Here is a 20,617-nt window from a genome sequence, read left to right as displayed (position 1 = left end):
GAGCGTGGGAACGATCAGCGTGCTACACCAAAGCTGTTCGGCTGCAACTGCCGCACCTCGGCCTCGTGGCAGATGTCCAGCAGGAACCCCAATAGCGTGCGGGTATCGCGTGGATCAATCAGCCCGTCATCCCACAGGTTGGCGCTGCCATAGAGGGCGGTGGACTGGCTGTCGAGCTTCTGTGCGGTGACCTGTTCGAGCATGTCCAGCATCTTGGGGTCGGGCACCAAACCGTCCTTCAATTGCTTGGCCTCAGTCACGATGCGCAGCACCTTGCCCGCCTGCGCGCCGCCCATTACCGCGGTGCGGCTGTTGGGCCAGGCGAAGATAAACCGTGGGTCCAGGCCACGGCCGCACATCGCATAGTTGCCCGCGCCATAAGAGCCGCCGACCACTACCGTGAGTTTAGGCACCCGCGCATTGGCCACCGCCTGGATCATCTTCGCGCCGTGCTTGATCACACCTTGTTGCTCCGATTCGGTGCCGACCATAAAGCCGGTGGTGTTGTGCAGGAACAGCAGCGGCGTGCGGCTCTGGTCGCACAGTTGGATAAATTGCGCCGCCTTGCTCGCGCCCTTGGGCGTAATGGGGCCGTTGTTGCCGATCACCCCGACGGCACGGCCCTGGATATGCAAGTGGCCGCAGACGGTATGGGCATCGAATTCGCCTTTGAATTCGAGGAAGTGTGAGCCGTCGGCCAGGCGTGCGAGGATTTCGCGCACGTCGTAGGGCTTTTTCGGGTCATCGGGGATCAAACCCAGCAGCTCGTCAGCGGGGTACAGCGGCGCCTTGTAAGCCCGTTGTGCAACGGGTGGCAGGCGATCATCCCAAGGCAGCAGGCCGACGATTTCGCGCACGATGCGCACGCCGTCGGCATCGTTTTCCGCCAGGTATTCGGCGGTGCCGGCGGTTTGCGCGTGCATTTGGGCGCCGCCCAATTCCTCATCGGTCGCCACCTCGCCGGTGGCGGCCTTGAGCAGCGGCGGCCCGGCCAAAAACAGCTTGGCTTTGCCGCGCACCACCACCACGTAATCCGACAGCCCCGGCTGATATGCGCCGCCAGCGGTAGCCGAGCCGTGCACCACGGTGATCTGCGGCAAGCCCATGGCCGACATGCGCGCCTGGTTGGCGAAGCTGCGTGCGCCTTCGACGAAAATCTCGGCGGCGTAATTGAGGTTGGCCCCGCCGCTTTCGGCCAGGGTCACCACCGGCAGTTTGTTTTCCATGGCGATCTGTTGCAGGCGCAGGGATTTTTTCAGGCCGGACGGCGAAATGGTGCCGCCCTTGATCGCGCTGTTGTTGGCCACCACCAGCATGCGCACGCCGCTGACGTAGCCGATGCCGGCGATCAGGCCGCCACCGGCGGCACTGCCGTCTTTGTCATCGTGGAGTTTGTAGCCGGCCAGGCTGGCCAACTCCAGAAACGGCGCGCCGGGGTCCAGCAGCAGGTTGAGGCGCTCGCGGGGTAACAGTTGGCCGCGTTTGTCGAACTTGGGCTTGGCTTCCTGGGCCTTGGCGAGCAGGTTGTGCTCCAGTTGGCGTAACTGCTGAATGCTTGCGAGCATGGCTTCACGATTGCGCGCGAACTGTGGGCTGTGGGCGTCGATCAGGCTTTCAATCACCGGCATGGTTTTATTGCTCCGTCTTCAGCACATCGGGCAAGTACGCACGGTGGAAACCATTGAACGCCTCGCTCGGCGGCTGCGCCTTGTGCAGCGGCCAGGCGCGGCTGCCCAGGCTGGCGGCGCCGTCGATGCGCAAGGTGCTGCCGCTGATAAAGGCGGCGGCGGGGCTGAGCAAAAACACGATGGCCGCGCTGACTTCCGATTCGGTGCCGATGCGTTTGAGCGGCACATGTTCACGCAGGGTGGGGATCACCGCCTTGAACGCGCCTTCGTAGGTGTCCATGCCGCTGGACGCGATCCAGCCCGGTGCCACGGCGTTGACGCGCACACCGGCGTAACCCCATTCGAAGGCGGCGGTCTTGGTGAAGTTGTCCATGCCTGAGCGTGCTGCGCCCGAGTGGCCCATGCCGGGCATACCGCCCCACATGTCGGCGAGCATGTTGACGATGGCGCCGCCGTGCTTGCTCATCGACTGGTTGAACACTTCCCGGGCCATCAGGAAACCGCCGACCAGGTTGGTGCGCAGCACGGTTTCAAAGCCTTTTTGATTGATCGACGCTAATGGCGACGGGTATTGGCCGCCGGCGTTGTTGACCAACCCATGGATCGGCCCATGCTCGCGGAGGATCTGCGTGACCAGCGCTTTCACCGCTTCTTCATCGCGAATATCGCAGGCTTGCCAGTGCGCGGTGCCGCCGTCTTCGGCTATTTCGGCCGCGACGTTTTGCAGCTTTTGCGGCTTGCGCCCCACCAGTATCACGCTGGCGCCAAGGGCCGCCAGTTCATGGGCGGTGCAGCGGCCAATGCCACTGCCGCCGCCGGTCACAATCACGGTTTGCCCCTGGAACAGGTCGGCTTTGAAGATCGAGTCGAAGGCCACGGCGACGGTCCTTTAGGAAAGTTGATCGGCTAGGTGTTGCGGCACGGCGATGGGGATTTCCAGCAACTGCTGGGCGAAGGCTTTGCCTTGCGGGTCGATGCGCAGGCTGGCGATGCCGCCGCCGCCCAAAGCGTTTTCCAGCAGGAAATTCAAGCTGTGGCTGCCGGGCAAGTACCAGCGCTCGACACGGCCGTGAAGTGGGTCGAGCACGTGGCTCATCCAGTCGACGATCACCTCTGGCGTGAGTGCTTCGGCAATCCATGGCAGGTAGTCGGGGTGGCGGGCGATCACGCCGATATTGCTGTGGTTGCCCTTGTCGCCGGAGCGCGCCACGGCCAGTTTCACCAGGGGCACACTGGCGTCGGCGCGGCCTTCGGGCTTGGGCGGATCGATCGGCGCGACGGGTGTGCGCATGGGCGCTGATGAAGGCAGCGCAACGGCGTGACGCTCGCCTTGGAAGTCGACCAGCGGTGTACAGGATGACTTGTCGATCAGGAATGAAAACAGCCGGATCAGCGGGTACACCGTCGGCCGCCCGCCGACGATGCCGGTCAAGCCAGGCGCCATGCCAGTCGCCGCTTGGGCGATCTCGCGGGCGAACAGCACCAATGCCTGCTTGCTCGGGTGGCGTACCGCCAATTTGACCACCACTTCGCGGCAATCCTGGCGCTGGGCGTGGGCGCCGTAGGTGGCTTCGCTGCCAAGCAGTTCGATATGGACCTCGGTGTAAGGCGCCCAACCGCGTTGACTGAACAGTTCCGAGGTTTTGTTGATGATCGCCTGGCCGACCCGTTCCGCCTTGGCCACCGCATCGATGCCGGCGATCAGGCAACTGGCGGTGCAGCGGAAACCGTCGGGGTAAGTGGCGCTGACCTTGTACTGGTCGGTGGGCGGCAAACCCTTGGCACCGTGCAGGCGCACGCAGTTTGGGCCTTGCTGCTGCAGGTTGACCTGGCTGAAATCGCAGATCACATCGGGCAGTAAATACGCGCGCGGGTCGCCGATTTCATACAGCAACTGTTCGGCCACGCTGAGTTCGCTGATCAGCCCGCCGGTGCCGGCGACTTTATTCACGCTGAATTGGCCGTCGGCGCTGACCTCGACGATGGGAAAACCGATGTGCTCGTAGTCCGGTACGTCACGCCAATCGGTGAAGTTACCGCCGCTGCACTGCGCGCCGCATTCGATGATATGCCCGGCGAGCGCGGCTTGAGCGAGGCGGTCGTAGTCCTGCCACGACCAGTTGAATTCGTGCACCAAGGCGGCGCTGACCACGGCGCTGTCGACCACGCGCCCGGTAATCACAATATCGGCGCCCAGCGCCAGTGCCTGGGCAATGCCGGGTGCGCCGAGGTAGGCGTTGGCCGAGACGCACACCGGCGGCAGGGGCGCGCCGTTGAACATATCGGTGATGGTGTGCAGTTGCTTGAGTTGAGGTTGCAGGTCGTCGCCCAGCAGCACGGCGATTTTCAGCGGCACACTGGCCTTGTCGCAGGCCGCTTGCAGGGCGGCGGCGCAGGCGTGGGGGTTGATGCCGCCGGCGTTGCTGATCACGCGGATGCCCTGGCGCTGGATATCGCCGAGCAACGGCGTGAGCACCTCGACAAAATCCGTGGCGTAACCGGCTTGGGGTTCTTTCATCCGCGCACCGGCAAGAATCGACATCGTGACCTCCGCCAGGTAGTCGAACACCAGGTAATCCAGGGCGCCGCCGTGCACCAGTTGGGCGGCAGCCGTGCAGGTGTCGCCCCAGAAGGCGCTGGCGCAGCCGATACGAACCGTCTTGCTCATGAGAAATCCTTCCTCCGATGGCTGGTGTCGAGACTACCAAGCAAGCGCTTGGTTTGTAAACGGTTGACATAAGTTTTGCCCAAGCGCTTGCTTGGCTGGCGGGCACGGCCTAAATTGCCGCCCAAGACGTCAGTAGAGATCAAGGAGAGCAGCATGGATGAGCACAAAGCCCTGCGGGTGATGCGCACCATGGTCGACGGCGGCCAGTTGACCGACCCCGACAGTGCCCGGGGCAAGTTGCTGCAAACCGCGGCTCACCTGTTTCGCAACAAGGGTTTCGAGCGCACCACCGTGCGCGACCTGGCCAGTGCCGTGGGCATTCAGTCCGGCAGTATCTTTCATCACTTCAAGAGCAAGGACGAGATCCTGCGTGCCGTGATGGAGGAAACCATCCACTACAACACCGCGATGATGCGCGCTTCACTTGAAGAGGCCAGCAACGTGCGCGAACGCGTGCTGGCGCTGATCCGCTGCGAGTTGCAGTCGATCATGGGCGGCAGTGGCGAGGCGATGGCGGTGTTGGTCTATGAATGGCGTTCGCTGTCGGCCGAGGGCCAGGCCCAGGTACTGGCGCTGCGCGATGTGTATGAGGATATCTGGCTGCAGGTGCTGGGCGAGGCCAAGGCGGCGGGTTACATCCACGGCGATGTGTTTATCACTCGGCGCTTCCTGACCGGCGCCTTGTCCTGGACCACCACCTGGTTTCGCGCCGAAGGCAGCCTGACCCTCGAGCAGTTGGCCGAGGAGGCGCTGTTGATGGTGCTTAAAGCCGATTGAGGCGCAAGCTATTAATTTGCCGACGGAAAGTTGTCTCACCTGACAAAAACGCCTAGCTTATTGCCATCAGAGTGTTAAACGGTGTGTGCCTCAATGTTTTCGCCATGGCGGCTGGCTGCAGGACTGACTATATGGGCACTGGGCACCGCGTGGTGGCTGCCGGCGTCGGCCGCGCAATTGGTCAGGATCGGCGCCGCACACTTCCCGCCCTACACCGTTCGGCCCGAGCAGGGCGCCGACACCGGTTTATTGCCGCAATTGATAGAAGCCCTGAACGCTGCGCAAACCGACTACCAGTTTGTGCTGGTGCCTACGTCGATTCCACGGCGCTTTCGTGATTTCGAGCAAGGCCGGGTCGACATGGCCATCTTCGAAAACCCCGACTGGGGTTGGCAGGGTATTGCCCACACCCGTGTCGACATGGGCCTGGAAGATGCAGAAATCTTCGTCGCCCAACGTAAACCCGGCCGCGACCAAGGCTACTTCACCGACCTTGCCGGTAAGCGCCTGGCGGTGTTCAGCGGTTATCACTACGCCTTTGCCGGTTTCAATCCCGACCCCAAGAACATGGCCGAACACTTCAACGCCACGTTGACCTATTCCCATGACAGCAACCTGCTGATGGTGGCGCGCGGGCGTGCCGATATTGCGCTGGTCACGCGTTCGTACCTGAGCGATTTCATGGTGCGTAATGCGGACATGGCCGGGCAGTTCCTGGTCTCGGAGCGGATTGACCAGGTGTATCACCACTATGCGTTGGTACGGCCCAAAGCGCCGATCACCGGCGCGGCGTTCGCCGAGTTGCTCAAGCTCCTGCGTGAGAGCGGAAAGATGTTGAAGATCTTCGAGCCGTATCGCATTGATGTGATGCCGGTGCCCTGATTATCTGGGTTGAGCAGGCCTATCGTGGCAAGCCAGGTGGCCACAAAAAGACTGCTCGCCACATATCCCTACAGCTTTACACCCTGCGTGCAAACGTATCGCTATGGCTGCCCGACACCTTGCGGCAATGCACCAGCGCATCACGAATCATGAAGTTCACCAGGGTTGGCGATACGCCCAACTCCTTGGCGATGTCCTTTTGCGGCACGCCATGCAGACGGTACATCTCGAACGCGTAGCGGGTGCGCTGGGGCAACTCCGTCAGAGCGTCGGCGATGTTTTCCAGGGTGTTGAAGTTGATATGCGAGGTTTCCGGTGAAGCGCCGTGAATAACCACATTCAAGCCTTCCTCTTCCGTCCCCGAATACTTGAGCTCCAGGGCTTGCTTGCGGTAGTGATCGATCGCCAGGTTGCGCACGATCTGGAACAGGTAACTCAATTGCGCCTTGAACGACGAGGTGATGGTCGGCGCTGATTGCAGCCGAAAGTAGGCGTCCTGCACGACGTCTTCGGCACGCGAGCGGCAGCCGGTAATCCGGGCGGCGATCTTCACCAAAATAAGACGATTGTCGACGAATGCCTGCAAAAGGGGTGAGTCGCACCTGCCTGTGGATACTTGTTCCGTCATGGAAATCACCTTGTCGCGAAAGAGTTGGGGGAGGGCGTCCTGGCTGAGGCCTCCTACACATCGGGCAACAAATTATGCTTAATGATAATGATTGTCAAATGAGAAGACGAACTAATCTTATGCTTTCTTGTTGGGTGTGAACCACGTCTCGCTCGCCCCCGGCGACTAATTATTTGCCGGGGCCGTCCGTTCTTCTGGGTGACAGGTCCGTTAGCGAACGGCCAAGGATCAGCACCCGCAGGAGGGCGAAATGGGTTTTTATCGTGCAGGCAGCGTGTTTCAGCTTGGAGGCCGCGACCAATGAGCGTTTCCACGCGATTGCGCCTGTTCTGCCTGCCCTACTCGGGTGCCAGCGCGATGGTCTATGCGCGCTGGCGCCGGGCGCTGCCTGACTGGTTGCAGGTGTGCCCGCTGGAGTTGCCGGGTCGCGGCATGCGCATGGATGAGCCGTTGCAGCGCGATATCAAAACCTTGGCGGCGCAGCTTGCCGACGAGATCGGTCGTGACCTGGGTAGCCCTTATGCACTGTTCGGCCACAGCCTGGGCGGCCTGCTGGCATTTGAACTGGCGCATGCGCTGAAGGCGCGCAACCTGCCTGCGCCGCTGGCGTTATTTGCCTCCGGTACGGCCGGCCCGGCCCGCCGCGATGTGAGCGAATACGCCATCGAAAAGACCGATGAGCAACTGATCGCCCGTCTGCGCGAACTGCAGGGCACCGCCGAAGAGGCGCTGACCAACCCGGAATTGATGCAGTTGATGCTGCCGATTCTGCGCGCCGACTTCCTGTTGTGCGGCAGCTTCACCTATGGCGAGCGCGCGCCGCTGGGCATGCCGATCCACGTATTTGGCGGCAAGCAGGACAGTGTGCGCGCCGACCAGTTGCTCGACTGGCAGCTCGATGCCGCCAGCGGCTTTTCCCTCGACATGTTCGACGGTCATCACTTCTTCCTCGTGCAGCACGAAAGCGCGGTGCTGCGCTGCCTGCGCCGCTATGCCGACGAGCACCTGGCCCGCTGGCGCAATGATGCGGCGCGTCAACTGGCTGCCGTTTAGCACGGCCCTAATTCCCGATTTTCCCGTAAGCCGATTTCAGGCAGGAACCCCATGATGGACGCCTTCGAACTTCCCCGCACCCTGGTCCAGTCCCTTCAACACCGCGCCGCGCAGACCCCGGACCAGGTAGCCCTGCGCTTCCTGGCCGAATCCGCCGCAGACAGCGTTGTACTCAGTTACCGCGACCTCGACCAGCGTGCCCGCACCATCGCTGCCGCCTTGCAGGCCAATGCGGCATTGGGCGACCGTGCGGTGCTGTTGTTCCCCAGCGGCCCGGATTACGTCGCGGCGTTCTTTGGTTGCCTGTACGCCGGGGTTATCGCGGTGCCGGCGTATCCGCCGGAGTCCACCAAGCGCCATCATCAGGAGCGCCTGCTGTCGATCATCAGCGATGCCGAGCCGCGCTTGCTGCTGACTATCGCCAGCCTCGCCGACGGCCTGGCGCAGATCGAGAACGCGCCGCCGGTATTGAGCGTCGATACCCTGCAGACCGCCGGCAATTGGGTCGAGCCTGACCTGCAAGCGCACGACATCGCCTTCCTGCAATACACCTCCGGCTCCACCGCACTGCCTAAAGGCGTGCAAGTCAGCCACGGCAACCTGGTGGCCAATGAAGTGCTGATCCGTCGCGGCTTTGGCATTGATCTGAACCCGAATGATGTGATCGTCAGCTGGCTGCCGCTGTACCACGACATGGGCCTGATCGGCGGCTTGCTGCAACCGATCTTCAGTGGCGTGCCCTGTGTGTTGATGTCGCCGGCGTACTTCCTCGGCCGGCCATTGCGCTGGCTGGAAGCGATCAGCGAATACGGCGGCACCATCAGCGGCGGGCCGGATTTCGCCTATCGGCTGTGCAGTGAGCGGGTCAGTGAAACCGCGCTGGAACGTCTGGATTTGAGCAAGTGGCGCGTGGCGTATTCGGGTTCCGAGCCGATCCGCCTCGACACCCTGGAACGCTTCGCCGAAAAGTTCGCGGTCTGTGGTTTCACGCCGAACAATTTCTTCGCCTCCTACGGGCTGGCCGAGGCGACCTTGTTCGTCGCCGGTGGCTCCCGTGGTCAGGGCATCCCCGCGTTGCGTGTGGATGAGCAGGCGCTGGCCGCCAACCGTGCCGAACCGGGGCAGGGCAGCGCGATCATGAGCTGCGGCACAAGCCAGCCGGAGCATGCGGTGCTGATCGTCGATCCGCACACCCTCACCGAATTGCCCGACAACCGTGTCGGCGAACTCTGGGCCGCCGGCCCCAGTATTGCCCACGGCTACTGGCGCAACCCCGAAGCCAGCGCCAAAACCTTCGTACAACACGCCGGCCGCACCTGGCTGCGCACCGGCGACCTGGGTTTTATCCGCGACGGCGAGGTGTACATCACCGGCCGCCTTAAAGACCTGCTGATCGTGCGCGGCCACAACCTGTATCCGCAGGACATCGAGCAGACCGTCGAACGCGAAGTCGAGGTGGTGCGCAAAGGCCGGGTCGCGGCGTTTGCCGTGAATCACCAAGGCCTGGAAGGCATCGGCATCGCCGCAGAAATCAGCCGCAGCGTGCAGAAAATCCTGCCGCCCGAGGCCTTGATCAAGGCGATTCGCCAGGCGGTGGCCGAGGCGTATCAAGAAGCCCCGAGCGTGGTGGTACTGCTCAACCCCGGCGCCTTGCCCAAGACTTCCAGCGGCAAGGTGCAACGTTCGGCCTGCGCGCTTCGTCATGCCGATGGCGGCCTCGACAGCTACGCGCAGTTCCCCGACCTGCAAGCCCAGGCCAGTGACGCGCTGCTTGAATCCGAGCTGCAAAAGCAGATTGCCGCGATCTGGTGCGAGCAGTTGCAGGTCGCAGCGGTCGCGGCCGACGACCATTTCTTCCTGCTTGGCGGTAATTCCATCACCGCCACCCAAGTGGTTGCGCGCCTGCGTGAAACCCTGGGCCTGGAGCTGAACCTGCGCCTGCTGTTCGAGGCGCCGACGCTCTCGGCGTTCGCCGCCAATGTGGCGCAGTTGCAGCAAGACGGCGGCATTGCCCAAGGCGCGATCCAGGCCTTGTCACGCCAGGACGACCTGCCGCAATCCCTGGCACAGAACCGCCTGTGGATCACCTGGCAACTGGACCCGCACAGCAGCGCCTACACCATTCCCGGCGCCCTGCGTTTGCGCGGCGAGCTGGACGAAGATGCGGTGCGCGCCAGCTTCCAGCAATTGATCCAGCGCCACGAAGCCCTGCGCACGCGCTTCTATGAGCGCGATGGCCAAGCCTTCCAGCGCGTCGAGGCCAACACGGGTTTCGAGCTGCAAGTGATCGACCTCAGCGACCTGCCAAGCGCCGAACGCGAAGCCCGCGCGCAGCAGATTCGCGAAGACGAAGCCCGCACCCAGTTCGACCTGGAAAAAGGCCCGTTGCTGTGGGTAACGTTGGTGCGCCTGGACGATGAAGATCACCAGCTGCTGGTGACCTTGCATCACATCATCGCCGACGGTTGGTCGCTCAACATTCTGATCGACGAATTCTCGCACCTCTACGCCGCCGCGATCCAGGGCCAAAGCCTGGAGCTGCCGCCACTGGCCCTGCAATACGCCGATTACGGCAGCTGGCAGCGCCAATGGCTGGCCGAAGGCGAAGGCCAGCGGCAATTGGCCTATTGGCAGGCGCAACTGGGTGATGAGCACCCGACCCTGAGCCTGGCCACCGACCATCCACGCGCTGCGCAGCGCATCAACAGTGCCTCGCGCCATAGCGTGCGCCTGAACGCAGCGCTCAGCGAAGCCATTCGCCAGGCGGCTCAAGCCCATGAGTCCACCCCGTTCATGTTGTTGCTGGCGGCGTTCCAGAGCCTGCTCTACCGCTACAGCGGCCAGCGCGATATCCGCATCGGCGTGCCCAACGCCAACCGCCCGCGCCAGGAAACCCAAGGCCTGATTGGCTTCTTCATCAACACTTTGGTGCTGCGCGCCGAACTGGACGGGCGCCTGCCATTCAATCAGCTGTTGGCTGCCACGCGCCAGGCTGCACTGGGCGCCCAGGCCCACCAGGACCTGCCCTTCGAACAACTGCTGGAAGCCTTCCCCCAGGCCCGCGAACAAGGCCTGTTCCAGGTCATGTTCAACCACCAGCAGCGCGACTTGAGCGCCTTGCGCCGCTTGCCGGGCATGCTTGCCGAAGAGCTGCCATGGCATAGCCGCGAGGCCAAGTTCGACCTGCAACTGCACTCTGAAGAAGACCGCAACGGGCGCCTGAGCCTGGCGTTCGACTACGCCGATGAGCTGTTCGACAGCGCGACCATCCAGCGCCTGGCCGAGCACTTCATCAGCCTGCTGCACGCGGTGTGCGAGCAGCCGGAGCAAGCCATCGGCGACCTCAAACTGATGCACACAGACGAGCAGCAGCCATGGAGCGAGGCCCCGTGTGCCCCGGCCCGGCAGTGGCTGCCCGAACTGCTCGGCCAACAGACTTCGGACAGCACCGCGCTGGTCTGGCAAGGCGGCAGCCTGACCTTCGCCCAACTGCACACCCAGGCCAATCGCCTGGCCCACTACCTGCGTGACAAAGGCGTCGGCCCGGATGTGTGCGTGGCCATCGCCGCCGAGCGTTCGCCGCAACTGCTGATTGGCCTGTTGGCAATCATCAAGGCCGGTGGCGCCTATGTGCCGCTCGACCCGGATTACCCCGCCGAGCGCCTGGCCTACATGCTCAAGGACAGCGGCGTGCACCTGCTGCTGACTCAAACCTCACTGCTTGAACTGCTGCCGGCCACCGAAGGCGTGTGCGTGATCGCCATGGACAGCCTGCACCTGGACAGCTGGCCGACCCAGGCGCCGGGCCTGCATTTGAACGGCGACAACCTCGCTTACGTTATCTACACCTCCGGCTCCACCGGCCAGCCCAAAGGCGTGGGCAATACCCATGCGGCGCTGGCCGAGCGCTTGCAGTGGATGCAGGCCACCTATCAACTCAACGACACCGATGTGCTGATGCAAAAGGCACCGATCAGCTTTGACGTGTCGGTGTGGGAATGCTTCTGGCCGCTGATCACCGGCTGCCGCCTGGTGCTGGCCGGGCCTGGCGAGCATCGCGACCCGCACCGCATCGCGCAGTTGGTACAGGAACATGGCGTGACCACGCTGCACTTTGTGCCGCCGCTGTTGCAGCTGTTTATCGATGAGCCGTTGGTGGCCGAGTGCACCAGCCTGCGGCGTCTGTTCTCCGGCGGTGAAGCCTTGCCTGCCGAGCTGCGTAACCGCGTGCTGGCACAGTTGCCGGCGGTGCAACTGCACAACCGATATGGCCCGACCGAAACCGCGATCAACGTGACCCACTGGCATTGTCACGCCGAGGATGGCGAGCGCTCGCCCATCGGCCGGCCGCTGGGCAATGTGATCTGCCGCGTGCTCGACGAGCAACTCAACCCGTTGCCGGCCGGTGTGCCGGGCGAACTGTGCATCGGCGGCATCGGCCTGGCGCGCGGTTACTTGGGCCGCGCCGGGCTGACCGCCGAGCGTTTTGTCGCCGACCCGTTGGGCAAGCCCGGCACACGCCTGTACCGCACCGGCGACCGCGTGCGCTGGAGCGCCGATGGCGTGCTCGAGTACCTGGGCCGCCTCGATCAACAAGTCAAATTGCGTGGCTTTCGTGTAGAACCCGAAGAAATCGAAGCCCGGATGCTGGCGCTGGACGGCATCGCACAAGCCGTGGTGCTGGTGCGTGATGCACAACTGATCGGCTACTACACCGCGCAGATGCAGCTTGCCGAGCAGGACGTAAAAGCCGCCCTGGCCGCCGAGTTGCCGGAGTACATGGTGCCCGCATCGCTGATGCGCCTGGACGCCATGCCCCTGAGCCCCAGCGGCAAACTCGACCGCCGCGCCTTGCCCGAACCGGTGTGGCAAACCCGCGAACACATCGAGCCTGCAACGCCGTTGCAGCAGCAGATTGCCGCGATCTGGCGCGAAGTGCTGGGCTTGCCACGTATCGGCCTGCGCGACGACTTTTTCGCCCTCGGCGGCCATTCGTTGCTGGCCACGCAAATCATCTCGCGCACCCGTCAGGCCTGTGACGTCGAATTGCCGTTGCGCACCTTGTTCGAAGCCAGCGAGCTGGGCACATTTGCCGAGCAGGTCGGCTTGATCCAGGCCTCTGGCCAACGCAATCAGCAAACCGCTATTGCCAGGGTCGACCGCAGCGCGCCGGTGCCGTTGTCCTATTCCCAACAACGCATGTGGTTCCTGTGGCAGATGGAACCCGACAGCCCGGCCTACAACGTCGGCGGCATGGCGCGCCTGCGCGGCGTGCTGGATGTGGGGCGTTTTGAGGCGGCGTTGCAAGCCTTGATCATGCGCCACGAAACCCTGCGCACCACCTTCCCGAGCATCGATGGCGTGGCGTACCAAAAGGTCGCGGCGCAAACCGGCTTGCGCATGGACTGGCAGGATTTCTCCGCGCTCACCGAGGCTGAGCGTCAGCAGCGCCTGCAAGATTTCGCCGATCAGGAAGCTCACACCCCGTTCAATCTGGAAACCGGGCCGCTGTTGCGCGCCTGCGTGGTCAAGGCCGGCGAGCAGGAGCACTACTTCGTGCTGACCCTGCACCATATCGTCACCGAAGGCTGGGCCATGGACATCTTCGCCCGTGAACTCGGCGCACTGTACGAGGCGTTTATCGACGAACGCGACTCGCCGCTGGCGCCGCTGGCGGTGCAATACCTGGACTACAGCGTGTGGCAGCGCCAGTGGCTGGAGGCTGGCGAGCGCCAACGTCAACTGGATTACTGGACCGCGCAACTGGGCCATGAGCATCCTTTGCTCGAACTGCCCGCCGACCGCCCACGGCCGCCGGTGCAAAGCCATCAGGGCGAGCTGTACCGCTTTGATCTGAGCGATGACTTGGCCGCTCGCGTGCGCGCCTTTAACGCCGAGCGCGGCCTGACCCTGTTCATGACCATGACCGCTACCCTGGCGGTGCTGCTCTACCGCTACAGCGGCCAGACCGACCTGCGCATCGGCGCGCCGGTCGCCAACCGCATTCGCCCGGAAAGCGAAGGGCTGATCGGCGCGTTCCTCAACACCCAGGTGCTGCGTTGCCAGCTCAATGGGCAGATGAATGTGGCCGAGTTGTTCGAGCAGGTGCGCCATACCGTGATCGAAGGCCAGTCTCACCAGGACCTGCCATTCGACCATTTGGTGGAAGCCCTGCAGCCACCGCGCAGCGCGGCGTATAACCCGCTGTTCCAGGTGATGTGCAACGTTCAGCGCTGGGAATTCCAGCAGAGCCGCCAACTGGCGGGCATGACCGTCGAATACCTGGTCAACGATGCGCGGGCGACCAAGTTCGACCTCAACCTGGAAGTCACCGACCTCGACCATCGCCTGGGTTGCTGCTTGACCTACAGCACCGACTTGTTCGACGAGCCGCGTATTGCGCGGATGGCCGCACATTGGCAAAACCTGTTGGAAGCGTTGATCGCCAATCCGCAACAGCGTCTGAGCGAGTTACCCTTGCTGACCGCCACTGAGCAGCGCGCCTTGCAGAGCAGCCTGGGTATCGAGGCGGGTGAACACCGCCTGGATCAGTGCCTTCACCCGCTGTTCAGCCAACAAGCTTTGGCCCGCCCCGATGCACCGGCGTTGACCTTTGCCGGGGTGACGCTCAGCTATCGCGAACTGGATGAGCGCGCCAACCGCCTGGCCTGGATGCTGCGCGAGCGCGGCGTTGGCCCGCAGGTGCGGGTCGGCCTGGCGCTGCCGCGCTCGCTGGAAATGGTCATCGGCCTGCTGGCGATCCTCAAGGCCGGCGGCGCCTATGTGCCGCTGGACCCGGAATACCCGCTCGACCGCCTGCACTACATGATCGAAGACAGCGGCATCGGCCTGCTGCTCAGCGATGCGGCGATGTTCGAAGCCCTTGGCGAATTGCCGGCGACGGTCGCGTGCTGGTGCCTGGAAGATGACTTGCCGGTGTTGGCCAATTACCCCGCCGACGCGCTGCCCTTTATCAGCCTGCCGCAACATCAGGCGTACCTGATCTACACCTCCGGGTCCACGGGCAAGCCGAAGGGTGTGGTGGTGTCCCACGGTGAAATCGCCATGCATTGCCAGGCCGTGATCGAGCGCTTTGGCATGCGCGCGGATGATTGCGAGCTGCACTTCTACTCCATCAACTTCGACGCCGCCACCGAGCGTTTGCTGGTGCCGCTGCTCAGCGGTGCGCAGGTGGTGTTGCGCGCCCAAGGCCAGTGGGATGCCGAAGAAATCTGTGCGCTGATCCGCACCCATGGCATCAATATCCTCGGCTTTACCCCTAGCTACGGCAGCCAGTTGGCGCAATGGCTGGCAACCCAGCAGCAGACCTTGCCGGTGCGCATGTGCATCACCGGCGGCGAGGCACTGACCGGCGAGCACTTGCAGCGTATCCGTGCAGCGTTTCAGCCCGAGCTGTTTTTCAACGCCTATGGCCCGACCGAAACCGTGGTGATGCCGCTGGCCAGCCTGGCGCCGGAGGTGTTGGAAGAGGGCGCCGCCAGCGTGCCGATCGGCAGCATCATCGGCGCTCGCGTGGCCTATATCCTCGACGCCGACCTGGCGCTGGTGCCCCAAGGCGCGACCGGTGAGCTGTATGTGGGCGGGGCCGGTCTGGCCCAGGGTTATCACGAACGCCCTGGCATGACGGCCGAGCGGTTTGTCGCCGATCCGTTTGCTGCCGATGGCGGCCGTTTGTACCGCACCGGCGATCTGGTGCGCCAACGCGCCGACGGCCTGGTGGAGTACCTGGGCCGTATCGACCATCAAGTGAAGATTCGCGGTTTCCGTATCGAACTGGGCGAAATTGAAACGCGCCTGCTGGAGCACGCAGCCGTGCGCGAAGCAGTGGTGCTGGCGCTGGATTCAGCCAGTGGTAAACAGCTGGCGGCCTATCTGGTCAGCGACGCCGACCCTGCCACCTTGCGCGAAGCGTTGAAGGCGCACCTCAAGGCCCAACTGCCGGACTACATGGTGCCTGCGCACCTGATCGTGCTCGACAGCATGCCGCTGACCGCTAATGGCAAACTCGACCGCCGCGCCTTGCCGCAGCCCGACCCTGAAGCCAATCGCCAAACCTACGTGGCGCCACGCAATGAGCTGGAGCAAAGCCTGGCGGCCATTTGGTGCGCGGTGTTGAACGTGCAACAAGTCGGCCTGGACGATAATTTCTTTGAGCTGGGCGGCGACTCGATCCTGTCGATCCAGGTGGTCAGCCGTGCGCGGCAGGCCGGGATCCATTTCAGCCCACGGGATTTGTTCCAGCACCAGACCGTGCAAACCCTGGCCGCTGTGGCCACGCGTAGCGAACAGGTAACCGCCGAGCAAGGCCTGCTCACCGGCAGTTCGGGCCTGACGCCGATCCAGCACTGGTTCTTTGATACCGAGATCCCCAACCGTCAGCACTGGAACCAGGCATTGCTGCTCAAACCACTGCAATTGCTGGAGCCCCATCGCCTGGAGCAAGCGCTGCTGGCGGTGCTGGAGCATCACGACGCCTTGCGCCTGAGCTTCTCCAAGCGCGACGCACACTGGCATGCCGAGCACTTGGCCGTGCCCCAAGGCGGCGTGCTGATGCAGGCGCAAGTGCGCGACATGCAGGATTGCACCGTGCTGTTCACTGACACTCAACGCAGCCTGGACCTTGAGCATGGCCCACTGTTACGGGCTTTGCTGGTGGACGGCCCGCAAGGCCAGCAACGCCTGCTGATCGCGATTCATCACCTGGCGGTGGACGGCGTGTCGTGGCGCGTACTGCTGGAGGACCTGCAAACGGTTTATCGCCAGTTGAGCGACGGCCAGTCCGTCAGCCTGCCGGCCAAAACCAGCGCATTGCGCGATTGGGCTGCGCGCTTGCGCGCTTATGCCGGCAGCGAGTCCCTGCGTGAAGAGTTGAGCCTGTGGCAAGACCAACTGGCCGGCCCGGCAGTGGCGTTGCCGGTCGAGCGCCCACAGGGTTCACTGCGCAACCGCGAGGCTCAAACCGTCAGCGTGCGCCTGGGTGCCGAACACACCCGCCAGTTGCTGCAACAGGCGCCGAGCGCGTATCGCACCCAAGTCAACGACCTGCTGCTGACCGCCTTGGCCCGCGTGCTGTGCCGCTGGACGGGGCACGCCTCGACCTTGATTCAACTGGAAGGCCATGGCCGTGAAACCCTGTTCGATGAAATCGACCTGACCCGCAGCGTCGGCTGGTTCACCAGTGCTTACCCGCTGCGCCTGACACCGCACGCCGGGCAGGGCGAATCGATCAAGGCCATCAAGGAACAACTGCGCGGCGTGCCGCACAAAGGCCTGGGTTATGGCGTGCTGCGTTACCTGGCAGACGATCAGTGCAAGCAGGCCGTGGCCGCGCTGCCGACGGCGCAGATCACCTTCAACTACCTGGGCCAGTTCGACCAGAGCTTCGGCGCCGATGCACTGTTCCACCCGCTGGATGAGTCGGCTGGCCTGGCCCACGACCCGGATGCGCCGCTGCCCAATGAGCTGAGTGTCGACAGCCAGGTGTATGGCGGTGAGTTGCTGCTGCGCTGGACCTTCAGCCGTGAGCGCCATGATCCGCAGACCATCCGTGAACTGGCGGGGGCGTACTTGAGCGAGCTGCAAAGCCTGATCGCGCATTGCCTCAACGACGAGGCGGGTGGCCTGACGCCGTCCGACTTCCCGCTGGCGCACCTGACTCAAACGCAGCTCGACAGCTTGCCGGTGCCGGCCAACGTCATCGAAGACGTCTACCCGCTGACGCCGATGCAGGAAGGCCTGCTGCTGCACACCTTGCTGGAGCCGGGCACCGGCCTCTATTACATGCAGGACCGCTACCGCATCAACAGCGCCCTCGACCCCGAGCGTTTCGCCCAGGCCTGGCAGGCGGTGATCGCCCGGCATGAAGCCTTGCGTGCGTCGTTCTGCTGGAACGTCGGCGAGGACATGCTGCAGGTGATCCACAAGCCGGGCAGCACGCCGATCGAGTACCTGGATTGGAGCCATGACCCCGAAGCCGAGCAGGAGCCGCGCCTGCAAGCCTTGCTCAAGGCCGAGCGCGAAGCCGGTTTTGATCTGCTCAACCAGGCGCCGTTCCACCTGCGCCTGATCCGCGTGGGCGAGGCGCGCTACTGGTTCATGATGAGCAACCACCACATCCTGATCGATGCCTGGTGCCGCTCGTTGCTGATGAATGATTTCTTCGATATCTACATGGCTTTGGGCGAGGGCCGCGATGCACAATTGGCCACGCCGCCACGCTACCGCGATTACATCGCCTGGCTGCAACGCCAGAACCTGAATGAAGCACGCCAGTGGTGGCAACAGAACCTGCAAGGCTTCGAGCGCACCACGCCGATCCCGAGCGACCGGCCGTTCCTGCGTGAACACGCAGGCCACAGCGGCGGCATGGTGGTGGGCGATTGCTACACCCGCCTGGATGCCCGCGAGGGTGCGCAATTGCGCGAACTGGCCCAGGCCCATCAACTCACCGTCAACACCTTCGCCCAGGCGGCGTGGGCCTTGGTGCTGCGGCGATTGAGCGGTGATCGAGACGTGTTGTTCGGCGTCACGGTGGCTGGGCGCCCAGTGGAAATGCCCGAGATGCAACGCACCGTCGGCCTGTTTATCAACAGCATCGCGCTGCGGGTGAAACTGCCGGAAGACGACCAGCCTTGCAGCGTGCGCCAGTGGCTGAGCGGCCTGCTCGACAGCAATATGCAACTGCGCGAATACGAATACCTGCCGCTGGTGACTATTCAGGAACACAGCGAACTGCCCAAGGGCCAGCCGCTGTTCGACAGCCTGTTTGTGTTTGAAAACGCGCCGGTGGAAGTCTCGGTGCTGGACCGTGCGCAAAGCCTGAACGCCACATCGGATTCCGGCCGCACCCACACCAACTTCCCGCTGACGGCCGTGTGTTATCCGGGCGATGACCTCGGCTTGCACCTGTCCTACGACCAGCGTTATTTCGATGCAACCACCGTGCAAGGCATGCTCGGCGAGTTCAAGCGCTTGCTGCTGGCGTTGGTGCAGGGCTTCCATGGCGACATGGCGGACTTGCCGCTGATTGGTGAGCAGGAGCGGGCGTTCCTGGTCGACGGCTGCAACCAGAGCGAGCATGACTACCCGCTGGAGCGCAGTTACATCGAGTTGTTCGAAGCGCAGGTGACGCAACATCCGCAGCGCATCGCCGCCAGTTGCCTGGACCAGCAATGGACCTACGATGAATTGAACCGCCGTAGCAACGGCCTGGGCTACGCGCTGATCGAGGCCGGTGTCGGGCTGGATCAGCCGGTGGCGCTGCTGGCCGAGCGTAACCTGGATTTGCTCGGCATGATCATCGGCAGTTTCAAGGCCGGTGCCGGTTACCTGCCGCTGGACCCAGGTCTGCCGAGCCAGCGTTTGAACCGCATCATCGACCTGAGCCGCACGCCGTTGCTGGTGTGCACTGAGGCGTGCCGCGAGCAGGCGATTGAGTTGCTGGACGGCACCGACTGCCAGTTGCTGGTCTGGGAAGAAGTGCCCGGTCGTGGGCAAAACCCGGGCATCTACAGCGCGCCGGATAACCTCGCCTATGTGATCTACACCTCCGGCTCCACGGGGTTGCCCAAAGGCGTGATGGTGGAACAGCGCGGCATGCTCAATAACCAGTTGAGCAAGGTGCCGTATCTGCAACTGAGCGAGGCAGATGTGATCGCGCAGACCGCTTCGCAGAGCTTCGATATTTCCGTGTGGCAGTTCCTCGCCGCGCCGCTGTTTGGCGCGCGGGTGGATATTGTGCCGAACAGCATCGCCCATGATCCGCAGGGTTTGCTGGCGCATGTGCAGGCCCAAGGCATCACTGTGCTGGAGAGTGTGCCGTCGCTGATCCAGGGCATGCTCGCTCAAGAACGCATGAGCCTGGATGGCTTGCGCTGGATGCTGCCGACGGGTGAAGCCATGCCGCCGGAGCTGGCGCATCAGTGGTTGCTGCGTTACCCCGACATCGGCTTGGTCAACGCTTATGGCCCGGCGGAGTGCTCGGATGACGTGGCGTTCTTCCGCGTTGACCTGGCGTCGACCCGTGGCGCGTACCTGCCGATTGGCACGCCAACCGACAACAACCGCTTATACCTGCTCGATGGCGCGCTGGAGCTGGTGCCGCAAGGTGCGGTGGGCGAGTTGTGTGTGGCAGGCACGGGCGTAGGGCGTGGTTATGTCAGCGACCCATTGCGCAGCGCCCAAGTGTTTGTGCCGAACCCGTTTGGTGCGCCGGGCGAACGGTTGTACCGCACTGGCGACCTGGCGCGTCGGCGCAGCGATGGCGTGCTGGAATATGTCGGGCGTATCGACCATCAGGTGAAGATTCGCGGTTACCGCATCGAACTGGGTGAAATCGAAGCCCGCCTGCATGAACAGCCAGAAGTGCGGGATGCGGCAGTCGGCGTGCAGGAAGGCGTCAACGGCAAGCATTTGGTGGGTTACCTGGTGGCGGCCGATGAAGCCTTGAACCCAGGTGAGCGCATGGACCGTGTCAAGCAACGCCTGCGCGCTGAATTGCCGGAATACATGGTGCCGCTGCACTGGCTATGGCTCGACCGCTTGCCGCTGAACGCCAATGGCAAGCTGGACCGCAACGCTCTGCCGGCCATGGAGATAGGCCAACTGCACAGCCAGGACTACCTGGCGCCGCGCAACGAACTGGAAGCTACCTTGGCGGCGATTTGGGCTGAGGTGTTGAAGGTCGAAAGGGTAGGCGTGCAGGACAACTTCTTCGAGCTGGGCGGGCATTCATTGCTGGCCACACAGATTGCCTCGCGGGTGCAGAAAACCCTGCAACGGGATGTGCCGCTGCGGGCAATGTTCGAGTGCAGCACGGTGGCGGAGTTGGCCGAGTACATCGACGGGCTGGCGGCCAATGAGATCAGTGAGGAGAAGGTGGATCGGTTGAGTGATTTGATGGCGGAGTTGGAGGGCCTGTAACCTTCGCTGACTGCGCGGGCCTCATCGCAGGCAAGCCAG

Annotated in this window: 8 protein-coding genes; 4 read left to right on the top strand and 4 right to left on the bottom strand. The window is 63.5% G+C overall.

Annotated elements, in window-relative coordinates; genetic code table 11:
- Positions 1-14: 14 nt before the first annotated feature.
- Genes atuC through PSH96_RS20155 form a run of 3 tightly spaced genes read right to left on the bottom strand, consistent with a single transcriptional unit; the run spans position 15 to position 4,296 of the window.
- On the bottom strand, positions 15-1,628 hold the full coding sequence (gene atuC / locus PSH96_RS20165) for a geranyl-CoA carboxylase subunit beta (protein WP_305454605.1): 1,614 nt from the start codon (positions 1,626-1,628) through the stop codon (positions 15-17).
- 4 nt (positions 1,629-1,632) lie between these two features.
- Positions 1,633-2,505 carry an SDR family oxidoreductase gene (locus PSH96_RS20160; protein WP_305454603.1) on the bottom strand — a complete coding sequence of 291 codons (873 nt, stop codon included), beginning with the start codon at positions 2,503-2,505 and terminating at the stop codon, positions 1,633-1,635.
- A gap of 12 nt (positions 2,506-2,517) precedes the next feature.
- On the bottom strand, positions 2,518-4,296 hold the full coding sequence (locus PSH96_RS20155; protein WP_305454601.1) for an acyclic terpene utilization AtuA family protein: 1,779 nt from the start codon (positions 4,294-4,296) through the stop codon (positions 2,518-2,520).
- A 153-nt stretch (positions 4,297-4,449) separates the two neighbouring features.
- Here PSH96_RS20155 and PSH96_RS20150 point away from each other — a divergent pair, with 153 nt between their 5' ends.
- Complete coding sequence (locus tag PSH96_RS20150) at positions 4,450-5,073, top strand: TetR/AcrR family transcriptional regulator (protein WP_305454599.1); 624 nt, start codon at positions 4,450-4,452, stop codon at positions 5,071-5,073.
- 93 nt (positions 5,074-5,166) lie between these two features.
- Positions 5,167-5,955 (top strand): ABC transporter substrate-binding protein, encoded by a 789-nt coding sequence (locus PSH96_RS20145; RefSeq protein WP_305454597.1) that lies wholly within the window; start codon positions 5,167-5,169, stop codon positions 5,953-5,955.
- A gap of 76 nt (positions 5,956-6,031) precedes the next feature.
- Here the strand turns inward: PSH96_RS20145 and PSH96_RS20140 are convergent, their stop codons facing one another.
- On the bottom strand, positions 6,032-6,583 hold the full coding sequence (locus PSH96_RS20140; protein ID WP_005789991.1) for an RNA polymerase factor sigma-70: 552 nt from the start codon (positions 6,581-6,583) through the stop codon (positions 6,032-6,034).
- Between the two features lie 300 nt (positions 6,584-6,883).
- Between PSH96_RS20140 and PSH96_RS20135 the strand changes: the two genes are divergently transcribed.
- Both PSH96_RS20135 and PSH96_RS20130 read left to right on the top strand, forming a co-directional pair.
- Positions 6,884-7,636: a thioesterase II family protein gene (locus PSH96_RS20135; protein ID WP_305454595.1), complete on the top strand. Its 753-nt coding sequence runs from the start codon at positions 6,884-6,886 to the stop codon at positions 7,634-7,636.
- Positions 7,637-7,687: 51 nt separating this feature from the next.
- On the top strand, positions 7,688-20,578 hold the full coding sequence (locus tag PSH96_RS20130) for a non-ribosomal peptide synthetase (RefSeq protein WP_305454593.1): 12,891 nt from the start codon (positions 7,688-7,690) through the stop codon (positions 20,576-20,578).
- Positions 20,579-20,617: the final 39 nt, after the last annotated feature.

The organism is Pseudomonas sp. FP2338, assembly GCF_030687515.1.
In the GTDB taxonomy this organism is placed as follows: Bacteria; Pseudomonadota; Gammaproteobacteria; order Pseudomonadales; family Pseudomonadaceae; genus Aquipseudomonas; species Aquipseudomonas salomonii.
Note: the sequence above shows the minus strand (reverse complement) of the source record. Positions and strands in the feature narration are given on the sequence as shown.